The 12,422-nt window shown below is 48.0% G+C and carries 14 protein-coding genes; 9 read left to right on the top strand and 5 right to left on the bottom strand.

The genetic code is table 11. From position 1 onward, the window contains the following. The first annotated feature begins 154 nt into the window (after positions 1-154). The gene (locus IQE94_RS00720; RefSeq protein ID WP_212721688.1) at positions 155-1,582 is read left to right on the top strand and encodes a DUF3370 domain-containing protein; all 1,428 of its coding nucleotides are present in this window, start codon (positions 155-157) and stop codon (positions 1,580-1,582) included. On the opposite strand, the gene IQE94_RS00715 is transcribed toward IQE94_RS00720, so the two are convergent. Together IQE94_RS00715 and IQE94_RS00710 are read right to left on the bottom strand one after the other, a co-directional pair. Further along, positions 1,575-2,327 carry a response regulator transcription factor gene (locus tag IQE94_RS00715; RefSeq protein WP_190598779.1) on the bottom strand — a complete coding sequence of 251 codons (753 nt, stop codon included), beginning with the start codon at positions 2,325-2,327 and terminating at the stop codon, positions 1,575-1,577. The two genes, IQE94_RS00720 and IQE94_RS00715, sit on opposite strands and share 8 nt — an antisense overlap. A gap of 328 nt (positions 2,328-2,655) precedes the next feature. Next, positions 2,656-3,462: an inositol monophosphatase family protein gene (locus IQE94_RS00710; RefSeq protein ID WP_223342499.1), complete on the bottom strand. Its 807-nt coding sequence runs from the start codon at positions 3,460-3,462 to the stop codon at positions 2,656-2,658. A 117-nt stretch (positions 3,463-3,579) separates the two neighbouring features. Here IQE94_RS00710 and IQE94_RS00705 point away from each other — a divergent pair, with 117 nt between their 5' ends. Continuing rightward, on the top strand, positions 3,580-4,323 hold the full coding sequence (locus IQE94_RS00705) for a hypothetical protein (protein WP_223342498.1): 744 nt from the start codon (positions 3,580-3,582) through the stop codon (positions 4,321-4,323). A gap of 64 nt (positions 4,324-4,387) precedes the next feature. Here the strand turns inward: IQE94_RS00705 and IQE94_RS00700 are convergent, their stop codons facing one another. Further along, a complete protein-coding gene (locus IQE94_RS00700; protein WP_212721659.1) occupies positions 4,388-5,173 on the bottom strand; it encodes a Crp/Fnr family transcriptional regulator in 786 nt (261 codons plus the stop codon). Between the two features lie 228 nt (positions 5,174-5,401). Here IQE94_RS00700 and IQE94_RS00695 point away from each other — a divergent pair, with 228 nt between their 5' ends. From IQE94_RS00695 to IQE94_RS00675, 5 genes are all read left to right on the top strand, one after another. Beyond that, on the top strand, positions 5,402-6,460 hold the full coding sequence (locus tag IQE94_RS00695; protein WP_223342497.1) for a sulfate ABC transporter substrate-binding protein: 1,059 nt from the start codon (positions 5,402-5,404) through the stop codon (positions 6,458-6,460). 36 nt (positions 6,461-6,496) lie between these two features. Continuing rightward, entirely contained in the window at positions 6,497-6,790 is a 294-nt protein-coding gene (locus IQE94_RS00690; protein WP_212721655.1) for an NIL domain-containing protein, read from the top strand. Between the two features lies 1 nt (position 6,791). Beyond that, positions 6,792-7,652: a sulfate ABC transporter permease subunit CysT gene (gene cysT, locus IQE94_RS00685; protein WP_223342496.1), complete on the top strand. Its 861-nt coding sequence runs from the start codon at positions 6,792-6,794 to the stop codon at positions 7,650-7,652. Next, complete coding sequence (gene cysW, locus IQE94_RS00680) at positions 7,639-8,469, top strand: sulfate ABC transporter permease subunit CysW (protein ID WP_223342495.1); 831 nt, start codon at positions 7,639-7,641, stop codon at positions 8,467-8,469. Before cysT ends, cysW begins: the two co-directional genes overlap by 14 nt. A gap of 73 nt (positions 8,470-8,542) precedes the next feature. Beyond that, positions 8,543-9,610 (top strand): sulfate/molybdate ABC transporter ATP-binding protein, encoded by a 1,068-nt coding sequence (locus tag IQE94_RS00675; protein ID WP_223342494.1) that lies wholly within the window; start codon positions 8,543-8,545, stop codon positions 9,608-9,610. 22 nt (positions 9,611-9,632) lie between these two features. Here the strand turns inward: IQE94_RS00675 and IQE94_RS00670 are convergent, their stop codons facing one another. Together IQE94_RS00670 and IQE94_RS00665 are read right to left on the bottom strand one after the other, a co-directional pair. Further along, complete coding sequence (locus IQE94_RS00670) at positions 9,633-9,911, bottom strand: hypothetical protein (protein WP_223342493.1); 279 nt, start codon at positions 9,909-9,911, stop codon at positions 9,633-9,635. A 36-nt stretch (positions 9,912-9,947) separates the two neighbouring features. Then, positions 9,948-10,211, bottom strand: coding sequence for a DUF3782 domain-containing protein (locus IQE94_RS00665; protein ID WP_223342492.1), 264 nt, complete (start codon positions 10,209-10,211; stop codon positions 9,948-9,950). Positions 10,212-10,363: 152 nt separating this feature from the next. Here IQE94_RS00665 and IQE94_RS00660 point away from each other — a divergent pair, with 152 nt between their 5' ends. Then, a complete protein-coding gene (locus IQE94_RS00660) occupies positions 10,364-11,563 on the top strand; it encodes a chromate transporter (protein WP_223342491.1) in 1,200 nt (399 codons plus the stop codon). A 209-nt stretch (positions 11,564-11,772) separates the two neighbouring features. After that, the gene (gene apcB / locus IQE94_RS00655; RefSeq protein ID WP_212721644.1) at positions 11,773-12,282 is read left to right on the top strand and encodes an allophycocyanin subunit beta; all 510 of its coding nucleotides are present in this window, start codon (positions 11,773-11,775) and stop codon (positions 12,280-12,282) included. Positions 12,283-12,422 lie beyond the last annotated feature (140 nt).

The following is a 12,422-nucleotide window of genomic DNA, read 5'->3' as shown; positions in this document are numbered from 1 at the left end:
GTCTCCGGTGAAAAACCACAGCTTCTGTCTCCGGAAAGCCAAACAATCCGAGACGGCAACTTGACAAGACAAGTTCCAAATAGCACTCTAAGTAGAAGTTAATTTCCTTTGACCTCCAACAGCCTGTCAAATTCTTTATTTCAGCGGACAAATTATGATCCCACTGCTTTCCCCCATGATGTTGGCTCAAATCGTCACCGCCCCCATCCAGCCAATTCAAGCAGATTATATTGTCCAGCCGCAGGAAATAAGACCATTACCAGGGCAATTAGACCAGATACCCGTTTTTAACAGTAATAGTCCAGAAGTAGTAGAAGGGGAAGGAATTTTACTTTCCACCTTTCCCACCGACCGGAAATACTACCCCAACGCCCACCTCAACAAAGCCCTCAACGGTCGTTTTGACTTCTTCTCCCATCACATCGCCCGGCCAAGGGATTCCCGCACCCTTTACCAAGGAGTGTTAATGGGCAACCCCACCGACAGAACCATCACTGTCCGCATTCTCCAGGGTGGCAGTTACCTCACTGGCCCTGATGCCCCCTTTATTAATCTGGCCCCCACCGTAGAAGATCCCCACGGACAATTCTTTTCCGGCCCCGGCTCTAAACTAATGAGTCAATTACTGCGGGGTAACACCCAGGCCGGTTTTCCTAGTCAGATTATTATTCCCCCAGGACACACTAGATTGTTATTTTCCCTGGCCATCAATCGCAGTAGTGCCAGGTCTACTTATCTCCGGCTCCAGAGTGACGGCCCTGTTTACATGGCTAACCTCGCAATGTTTGCCGTGCCGGAATATGCTCCAGTGGTGGATACTGCGAGCGCCGGTGCTAACCTGCCCACCCCCACGGTGACCTACCGCCCTCCTACCTTAGACAATTGGCAAGCGATGCTATACCGCGGCTATCTAGCTTACCCCAGGGATTTGGCCCCCACTCCCCCCGACCAAATTCGCCCTGGGGCTCCCCGCACCCCCATCTATGGCAGAGTGGCCGGTATTTCCCAAGGCGCTTCTTGGCAAGCCACCCTAGTGGACAATCCCAAGACTCAATTCCTCAGTATTCCCCAACGGGGGAGAGCTTTTTCCTATCCCCTCAGCACCGTTAGTGTGGGCACCTATGCTACCCAACAGGTACAGAGCGCTCCCATGCTGGCTCGCTACCCCGACACGGCCTACCTAGCCCACGGGAACTATGGAGTGCATTATCAATTGCAGTTACCCCTGAAAAACGTCACTAATAACCGACAGAGCGTTTCCCTCACCCTGCAAACTCCGATCAAACAAGATCAATATAACGATCGCCTATTCTTTATCCGCCAACCCACCGGCCAAGTCTTTTTCCGGGGTACGGTTAGGGTCAGCTACACCGATAGCCAAAACCAACCCCAGGAAAGATTCTTTCACCTTACCCAAAGGCGGGGGGAAATGAGCAATCCCCTAATTACCTTGAATATGGAACCAGGGGAACAACGACAAGTGACGGTGGACTTAATGTATCCCCCCGATGCTACCCCTCCCCAGGTGTTGACGGTCAAAACAGAGGAGCTTTATTACGGCAGTTTGTCTTCCCCTAGGTAAGTACAGAAACCCCGGCGGGGGAAAGGGAAACGGGTTTCTCCGCCACTACTTTTTTCTCTTCTAAAATGGAGGAGTTGAAACGATAGCCCACATTCCGCACGGTTTGGATTAGGCTGGGTTGCCTGGGGTCTGTCTCAATTTTTTTCCTGAGGGAAAGGACATGGGTATCGATGGTGCGGGGGTTATCGATCGCCTCAGGCCAGGCCCGGCGGAGCAATTCTGTGCGGCTGAGGGCACTACCTTCGGCCTGGGTAAGCACGTAGAGCAAACTGAATTCCTGGGGGGTAAGATCAACAAAGTTACCCTGGTATTCCACCCGCCGCTGTACCAAATCTATTTTTAGTACGCCATAATCCAACAATAAAGGGGCGGCCACAGTGCGGACTCGGCGAATTAAACATTCTATGCGGGCTAAAAATTCCTGCATACCAAAGGGTTTGGTCAAATAATCATCGGCCCCCGCCTTTAACCCATGAACAATATCCTTTTCTGTGTCCTTGGCGGAAAGAATAAAAATCATCGATTGGTGCTGTTGATATAACCAACGGCAAAGCTCAATGCCATCCCCATCGGTGAGGTCGGAATCGATCACGGCCAGGGTAGGTAATTGATTATTAAATGCCTGGCGGGCCTGGTGAAAACCGCTACATTGTTGGACAAGGTAGCCGCTCTGCTGCAGATGCCAGCTTAATAGAGAGCGGAGATGGGGGTTACCCTCTACGACTGATATGTAGACTGGATTCACCGATCTAGACCCCTGACTGAAAGTTCCTTGCTAATCTAACAAAGTCAATGTCAAGGCTTTGTAACAACAGTTACCTGCCTAGGGGAGCAAATCTGCAAAAAATATAAAGAATTTGCTCGTCATAATGTTATTTGTCTGTACCATTTCCGTCAATAAACGATGAACTTTTGAAAGGCTAATGGTTAATAGAAACAATATTCGAGAGCCTAAAATTTCTAATTTATCCCCTCAATCTATCCACTAAAGCTATCGCAAGACTAGGGGAATTTGATTTACTTTGCCCCAAAACTGAGGAATCTGTTTTTTTAAAACCTATTCAGGGATACTTTCACTGGACAGCTAAAACTAGGGGTTTGAATTGTTCCATTAGTTCCCGACCACTGGCGGTGATGCAGGGATAGGGGCGATCGCCATAATTTTCCCCTGGGGTGAGGGGAAACAACGGTTCAGGTCGGAGACAGAGAAATTCTCCTCCGGCGGCCAACAGGATCGGCCAGGCCCCAGCAATGTCCCAAATTTTGGGTGTTTTTTCCGTCCCTCCCAGGGCTGCCCCTAGGGCTACCAGGGCCATGTTGTAACTACTCACACCAATTAAGCGCAATTTGCAGGGAAAGGGATTGGTTAAAATGCCAGCGCTGCGGGCACAAAGATTAAACAAATGATTTTGACTAGGCTCGGCCCCGCTCACCTGGATCGGTTCTCCATTCAAAAAAGCACCACTGGGACCTGTTAAGCCGGAGTTTTCTAGCCAATAGCCCCAAAAGGATTGCTGTAGTAGAGGAAAATGGAGGAAGCCAAACACCGGCGTCCCCCGGTACAGTAAACCGAGGGAAATGCCCCAAATGGGAATGCCCCTGGCAAAATTGGTGGTGCCATCAATGGGATCGACAATCCAACACCAATCGTTAGCGGGAAAAATGTGGGCCGTTTCCTCCGTCAGCACCCCATGGTCGGGAAATTGGGCGGCAATGCGCTGACGCAACTCCTGGTCAGACCATTGATCAGCGGCGGTGACCAAACTACCATCGGCTTTGCGTTGGGCAGGGATTCTGGCGGATTGGGCCACCAACTCTGTGGCGATCGCCTTGGTCGTGGACTGACAAAAGCTCAAAACCTCTGGCCAAAAAGTCTCCATGTCGAATCTTGATATAGTAAATAGACTGCCTGACAAGGGCAATATGGCCATCATCACACATCGCAGGAATTTGCTGTGACCCAGGTTTGGTTTCCCTCCAAAAATTCGGCTAAGACTGTGAAATCACCCAGTCAGTTTTTGCCGCTTTCCCCCAAGGAGGTTACAGCCCTAGGCCTTCGTTTGAGCGATTACCGCTGGCTATACCGTTGGGGCCCCTGGAGTGGGGGCGCTTTTTTGGCAACTATGCTCTGGGCAACGGAATGGCGACTGATGCTTGCCACGGGCCTAGGGGTGGGTAGTATGCGGCTGGTCTATTGGCTTTTGACCCATCACCAGGAACTCCAAGCCAAACAATGGCACCAGTTTTTTTCCGGGCCCCAAGGTCGATTGACCATTGCCGGCGGTGGGGGGGGGTTAACTGCGGTCGGCACCTACATGGCCACCATGGTTTGGTCGGAAGTAGAAAACCCTTGGCTAGCCACGGGCATTATTTTGCAGGGTTTGGGTTCCCTCGCTACGGTGGGGCTTTTACTCTGGCAACGGCAAAAAATGACTGCCCCCAAGTTACTCACTGCTCCAGTTTCCGATTTTGACCGTTGTTTGCATTACCTGGCCCACGGCGATCGCCTGCAGAAATTAATTGCCCTGCGTCAGTTACAACAATGGCAAAATCAGCCCAGCCCAGACTCTCCGAACCCGAGGGAACTGGCCCTATACCTCCAAGCTTTTTTAGATATTGAACAGGATCCGGCCCTACAACGGGTAGCGTTGCATTTGCTCCAGCAGTGCGGACAATCTCCCATTCGCCAAGAACCTTTATCCATTCCCCAACGACAAAGGCAACGGCAAGCGATTGAATGATGCGGCTCCTACCGGTTGAGTTGTGCGGGTAACAATTTAGCCATTACTGTTAACTTCTTAGTCCTTATTTCAAGGGCCACCAGTTAACCTTTTCCCGGGTGGCACTGTACACTTCCTTGAGTCCTTCCGGGGCCAGAATTTGAATTAGATCTTCCTTTTCCCCCTTGGGAATGGCAATCAGATGGTGTTTTTGCATACCCTTCAGCACCTGCTCCACCGTTCTTTGATTGAGCTGGCAAGCCCTGGCGATCATATCAATGGGCAAATCGAAAATATAATTCCCCTGGCGATCGGGTTGGTTGCCCAGTTCTCTTTCTTGATAAATCAACGCCCGCAGTAAACTCGCCACCGCTTGGGGGGGATAGGTGCTGCAATTGAGCAGATGATATTCAAATTTTTGTTGTAATTCAAATAGAAAACGATACCGTTCCCGAAAAACTTCACTATTTTCATAAATTTCCTGAACGGTGGCCAGGGGAATTTTAATGACGTGGGTAGTTTTATAAACCTCGACGGAACAGGGGAAAGATTTACTGGCTAAACCATAGCTAAAGGGCAAACTACGCCAACCAAAGCAACTGCCGGCATAGTTAATGGCAATGATGCGGTCTAGGGGAGTACTGCGGGTGATGACGACACCATCATCCAACATCACATAAAGACTATCCAGGGTTTGGTCGGGCAGAAATGCGGTGTAAATGGGGCGATTGGAGAATAGTTTTTCAATTTTAAGTTCTGCTGAAGCAAGATAATCCGCCACTGATGGGAGGTCCATGCCCCGAAAAAGATAGCTTTCTTGTACTAATCGTTCCGGCAGGGCAGGGGATAAAGCAGGCGATCGTTTAGCCATAGAACTCAGAGATAACTTCCAGTGCCCCAGTTCACGGTCGGGCAAATCCCACTTCAATCATGACACAGACCGAATCCCGGCAGAACGGAGAATTCACACCGATAACAACACGCTGACGATACGAGCGAAATATTTTTATGTACACTCTGAAAATAAATTATAAAACATTTCAAATTCAAGTATGATTTATCAAAGTTACACACAGGTCACAATTTCAAGGAGTTAACGATGGCTCGATCTGCTTTTGGTTGGGGATTTTCGGCGATCGCCGTTTTGATGATGGGCAGTATCACCGCTTGCAATAACACCGCCACCACCGAGCCCGGGTCAGGGGAAAATGCCAGTCAAGCTCCAGCGAATTTGACCTTGGTGAGCTACGCCGTCACCAGGGATGCCTTTGAAAAAATCATTCCTAAATTCACAGAAGAGTGGAAAACCAAAACCGGCCAAGATGTGACTTTTGAACAAAGCTATGGTGGTTCCGGTAGTCAGACTAGAGCCGTGGTGGATGGGCTAGATGCGGATATTGTTGCCCTGGCCCTCAGTTCCGACGTGCAAAAAATTGAAAGTGCCGGGCTAATTCAACCCGGTTGGGAAGGGGAAGCCCCCAATGGATCGATTGTGACCAACTCCGTCATCGCCTTTGTGACCAGAGCATCGGACAACATCAAAGTGGAAAAATGGTCAGATTTGGCTAACCCTGAAGTGAAAGTTATTACCGCTAACCCGAAAACTTCCGGGGGAGCCCGTTGGAATTTCCTCGGCCTTTGGGGTTCAGTGACCAAAACCGGAGGCACAGAAGAGCAAGCCTTTGACTTTGCTGGCAAGGTTTTAGCCAATGCACCAGTATTACCAAAAGATGCTCGGGAGTCCACCGACGTTTTTTATAAACAGGGTCAGGGCAACGTTTTGCTCAATTATGAAAACGAAGTGCTGTTAGCCAAACAAAAAGGGGAAGAGCAACCCTATATTATTCCCCAGGATTTCAATGTTTCCATTAGTGGCCCGGTGGCTGTTGTGGATACCAATGTCGATAAAAAAGGAACCAGGGAAGTGGCCGATGCCTTTGTGCAATATTTGTTCACCCCAGAAGCGCAACAAATTTTTGCCGAAACTGGCTTTCGTCCTGTGAATGAAGAAATTTTAGCTAAGTTTGCTAGCCAATATCCCAAAGTTGAAAACTTAGCCACCATTGAAGAGTTTGGCGGCTGGAAAAAAGCCCAAGCAGAATTCTTCGATGAAGGGGGTATTTTCGACCAAATTATTATCAAAATTGGTAAACAATAACAATTCTAAGCAGTTTTGATTAAGGCTAATTAACCCATGCAAGCATTAACTTTCTCCCACCTCAATATCCAGAGTTCCCAACGAACCACCGAAGTAACCCTTTACCTAACTATTCCCGTAAGCTATCGGCAGGAACCCATCGTGACCCAACTGGTTAGCCGCTATAAACTCCAGGTAAATATCCTGGCGGCCACTTTAGGCACAAATGGTGGTCAAGGTCAATTTAAATTAACTTTAATTGGCCATGCCCAGGCAATTAATGATGCCTTAGCGTACCTAGAGGAATTGCAAGTCACCATAGTTTTAGACCAGGAGTCCGACGGCTGGTAACATGACCACAAATCTTAGTTTATCCCCCCTTCTCAAAAAGCTTTCTAAGTTTAATTTTTGGCAATCTATTTCTGTACCCTGGGTAGTAACAATTATTTATTTGTTACTAATTCTGGTATTACCCATTGCGGCTCTCTTAGTTAAATCCGCTTCCTTAGGCTTTGAAGGATTTTGGCAAATTGCCACCACCCCCATTGCTATTTCCACCTACAACGTCACTTTTCTGACCGCCCTGGCGGCGGGGATTATCAACGGTGTGATGGGAACGTTGGTTGCCTGGGTGTTAGTGCGTTACCAGTTTCCCGGTAAAAAAATTGTTGATGCCATGGTGGATTTACCCTTTGCTCTACCCACCTCCGTGGCTGGTTTGGTGTTGGCCACTTTGTACAGTCAAACCGGCTGGGTCGGTCAATTTTTTGCCCCCTTTGGCATCAAAATTGCTTTCAGCCGTGCGGGGGTATTTGTGGCGATGGTTTTCATTTCCCTACCCTTTATTGTGCGGACTTTACAGCCGGTTCTACAAGAATTGGAAGAGGAAGCAGAGGAAGCGGCCTGGTCTTTGGGGGCAACGGAATTTCAAACCTTTTGGCGGGTGATTTTTCCCCCTTTAATTCCACCGATTTTAACGGGGATTGCTTTGGGCTTTTCCAGGGCAGTGGGGGAATACGGTTCAGTGGTTTTAATTGCTTCTAATATTCCCTTTAGGGATTTGATTGCTCCAGTGCTAGTGTTTGAGCGACTGGAACAATATGATTATCCAGGGGCAACGGTAATTGGGGCGGTACTGCTATTTGTTTCCCTAATTTTATTGTTAATTATTAACCTACTGCAACAATGGGGGCGTCGTTATGCAAACGATTAATTTACCGAAAACTTTTAAAGTTAAACATTTACTGATTGCCCTGGCTTTATTTTATTTAGTTTTAGTTTTACTTTTGCCGGCGATCGCCGTTTTTTATGAAGCTTTTCATAAAGGGGTGGGGCCATTTATAGAAGCCCTGGGCGATCGTAATTTTCAGTCCGCCCTGCAATTGACCATTGTGATGGCCCTGATTTCTGTCCCTTTGAACACGGTGTTTGGACTTTGTGCCGCCTGGGTTCTAGCCCGCAATCAATTCCCCGGTCGGGCCCTATTTTTAAGTGTGTTAGATTTACCTTTTTCCATTTCCCCCGTGGTAGTTGGTCTAATGATTGTTCTGCTCTACGGCAAAAATGGCTGGATTGGTAGTTGGTTTAGCGCCCTCGATGTACAACTACTTTTCGCTGTGCCCGGCATGGTAATCGCCACTATTTTTGTCACCTTGCCCTTTGTGGCGAGGGAAGTGATTCCTGTACTAGAAGAACTAGGGCCGGAACAGGAAGAGGCCGCCCGCACTTTAGGGGCAAAAGATTGGCAAATTTTTTGGCGAGTGACGTTGCCCAATATCCGTTGGGGCTTACTTTATGGGGTTCTGTTAACCAACGCTAGGGCCATGGGGGAATTTGGCGCAGTGGCGGTGGTTTCCGGCAGTATTTTGGGTAAAACCAGTACATTGCCTATTTTTGTGGAGCAAGAGTATAAGAACTATCAAACAGAAGCGGCCTTTGGGGCGGCGGTGGTTTTAGCTCTATTGGCCGTGGTGACCCTAGTGTTAAAGGAGATTGTGGAGCGACGCACAGGACACCATCGATCCGTATAGTTTTCTGGCAATAATCCTTTCTCCCTTTTTTGACGTTCTAACTTGTTTTTTTTATTTATTTGAGGTAATTTCCATGAGTATTACAATCACCAAAGTTTCCAAAAATTTTGGAGAATTTACTGCACTGAAAGATATTAATCTGGAAGTTCCCAATGGTAAATTAGTGGCTTTACTGGGGCCTTCTGGTTCTGGAAAATCTACCCTACTACGGGCGATCGCCGGATTGGAACCCCCGGATCAAGGACAGATTATTATTAATGGTAAAGATGCCACCCATGTGGACATTCGCAAACGCAACATTGGTTTTGTTTTTCAGCACTATGCCCTGTTTAAACATTTAACTATTCGTCAAAACATTGCTTTTGGTTTAGATATTCGTAAATTTACCAAGGCCCAAACCAAAGAAAAAGTGGAAGAATTACTCTCCCTCATTCAATTAGAAGGGCTGGGAAACCGCTATCCTTCCCAACTCTCCGGGGGGCAACGGCAACGGGTAGCTTTAGCCAGGGCTTTAGCCGTAAAACCCCAGGTTTTACTATTGGATGAACCCTTTGGAGCTCTGGATGCCAAAGTTCGCAAAGAACTGCGGAGTTGGTTGCGGAAACTACACGATGAAGTACACCTTACCAGTGTTTTTGTTACCCACGACCAGGAAGAAGCCATGGAAGTGGCCGATGAAATTGTGGTTATGAGTAACGGCAAAATCGAACAGGTGGGCACGGCGGAAGAAATTTATGAAAATCCCGCTAGTCCCTTTGTGATGAGTTTCATTGGTGAAGTTAACGTTTTGCCCCGCACTGCATCTCTGTTTAACTACCACGCTTTTGAACCCCACCACAATGATAATAGGCATCAAGACCCTGTGTTTGTTCGGCCCCACGACTTTGAACTATTAACGGAAGCGGACGACGCTAGCGTGGCGGGCACCATCAAAAGGGTTATTCACCTGGGTTCAGAAATACAGGTGGAGGTACTGTTAACGGACAACACCACTGTGCTTGCTTACCTGAACCGAGAGCAACGGCAACAACTTAATCCGAAAGTTGGACAAAAAGTATTTATTAAGCCCCGGGTTGCTAAGGTTTTTGCTGGAGCTTCTTCCGCTGCTTCCACCCATTTTATTTATGGTACGGGCATTTGATTTTTAACATGGAGTCAAGACATTACCAAACCCGAGGCTGAAAAGTAGCAGGGGTATCCAGTTCAAAAATTTCGTCGCGAATACGGGCGGCGTACAGCCCGGCTTTTAATACCTCTTCTCTGAGGGCATTGGAAAGATCCACCGCGGCGAAAATGCCATAGAGTTTCTTGTCCTGATGTTCGGGGAAAAATTCCCGAAATCGCTGGAGATGGTTGATTAATTGGCCGATGGATTCTGGGCGGGCATGGCTTTTGACTTCTACTACAATGGCGGTTTTCACATCCCCATTGGCATAGGCCATGACATCAAGTTCAATATGTTTGCCCTGTTTACTTGCTCAAACGCTGGGGGTTACAACTTCCATGGCAAATTTTTCATAGAGAATAGTTTCCATAGAAGGCAGGGCCAACCCTTCGGTAAAACTGCCAAATTTTTTGCCCAGACCACCAATTTGTTTGCCCAATTCTTGGATTTGGCGATCGGTCTCCTGAAAACGGCGATCTGTTTCTTGACTTTTTTCCCTCATGAGTCGTTCCGTTTCCTTTTGTGTCTGGACTAACTCTCCGAGGAGTTGCCATACTTCATCTGATGTTGTTGCCATGATTACTTAAATTTACTTTAATCTTGCTTTATTTTAATGAATGACAGACTGGGAGTAATTAAGAATTATTTCTTGCTGTTGCCAACCTAGATACATTAACCAGTAGTTGCCTTAGGGTGAAGTTTTATTATGGTTTTCGTTGGTTATTAACCGTGAGTAATAAACCCCCGATGGAAACCTTAGAAGCGGATTATGGAACTTTAACGCCTCTGCAAAAACGGCAAAGATTGCAGGAGTTAGGCCTTTTATTTTTCCGTTTAGGACTTTTTTCCTTTGGCGGCCCTGCGGCCCACACTGCGATGATGGAAGAGGAAGTGGTGCGGCGGCGACAATGGCTCAGCCACGGGAAATTTTTGGATCTGATCGGGGTAACTAATCTCATCCCCGGGCCAAATTCCACCGAGTTGGCCATCCACTTGGGCTATGAACGGGGTAAATGGGCCGGTTTGATTATTGCTGGAGTTTCCTTTATTCTGCCGGCCATGGTGGTGGTTTGGTTATTGGCGATCGCCTATGTTCACTACCAATCAGTGCCAGCGGTGGGTAATATGCTCTACGGCATTCAGCCCATGATTATTCCCCTGATCGGGCAAGCGTTATGCAAACTGGGGCAAAAGGCGTTAAAAACTCCCCTTGCTATCGGGGCGGCGGTGTTGGTGATGGTGGGCACAGTCTGGGGTAAGCCGGAAATTTTACTGTTACTGCTGGCCGGTTTAGCCCTGGTATTGATCCAAATGGGGCGGGGACGTTTCCAGTCTTTACCGCTGATTTTTTTGCCCTTGGGTCAACTTAATGCTTCTCCGGTGTTAGCCGTCAGCGGCATCAATGCCTGGTCTGTGTTTGGTATTTTCCTTAAAATCGGTTGTCTACTTTATGGCGGCGGTTACGTATTGTTTGCTTTTTTGCAAGCTGATCTAGTGGATCGTCTGGGATGGCTAACTTCCCAACAACTCCTTGATGCGATCGCCATTGGCCAAATTACCCCAGGCCCGCTATTCACCACAGCAACGTTTATTGGTTACCTCCTGGCCGGCAACCCGGGGGCGATCGCCGCTACGGTGGGAATTTTTCTACCTTCCTTTTTACTGGTGGCCCTGGTTAATCCCTGGGTTAATGTTCTGCAAAAGTCATTAATTTTCCGGGCTTTTCTCGATGGTGTTAATGCCGGGGCTTGGGGTTTAATGGTGGTCACCACCGTTGGTTTGGCCCGTTCTGTTCTAATTGATCCTTTGACTATCTGCTTAGCGCTGCTGGGGGCGATCGCCCTGGGACGATTTTCCATCAGTTCCCATTGGTTAGTGGTCTTTGGCGCCCTCGTGGGCTTAATTGGGCAAAGCATACCAATCAGTTAATAGATCTATCATTTATAGCCATTAGATCCGGCGAATCAGAGCAAGAACAATGCAAAAATTTAAGGACCTGACGGCCGGAATATGTAGTTTTATTGCAGGGTTAAGGGCTCCCTTGACTTGCGTTCACTCGGAAATAATGATAGGTAGGAGAACTAAAATGGCTTGCCCAAGCCCCTTAACTATAAACTGCCGTTGGGAGAACCTTTTAAATGCGAGACGCGGTTACCACTTTAATAAAAAACTATGATTTGACCGGTCGTTATCTAGACCGGAACGCCATGGACGAGCTCAAAGCTTATTTTGAGTCCGGTGCGGCTAGGATTGCCGCCGCCGCCATGATTAACGCAAATTCGGCCACCATCGTCAAACGGGCCGCCGCCCAATTGTTTGAAGAAATCCCCGAACTAATCCGCCCCAGTGGTAATGCCTATACCACCCGTCGTTTTTCTGCCTGTTTGCGGGATATGGACTATTACCTGCGCTATGCCAGTTATGCCCTCATTGCAGGGGACAACAACGTGCTAGATGAGCGGGTTCTGCAAGGACTGCGGGAAACTTACAATTCCCTCGGGGTACCCATTGGGCCCACCGTGCGTGGTATTCAGATCATGAAGGAAATGATTGAAGCCATGGCGGAGGAAACCAATCTGAGCACCGCAGATTTCATTGCCTCTCCCTTTGACCACATGACCAGGGAATTAAGCGAAGTTTCTGTCTAGCAATTTTTCTAAGCAGGGAAATTGCCTTAGCAAAATAAATAATACCAATTCGTTAAATTCTAGCGACGGATCAAGATATATCCCCCCTAGCCCCCCTTGGTAAGGGGGGAAGCCGATAGGCGGGGGAATTCTGAATCGTA

Origin of the sequence: Synechocystis sp. PCC 7339, from assembly GCF_019924095.1 — a bacterium.
GTDB lineage: Bacteria > Cyanobacteriota > Cyanobacteriia > Cyanobacteriales > Microcystaceae > Synechocystis.
This window is presented reverse-complemented; position numbering and strand designations above follow the sequence as displayed.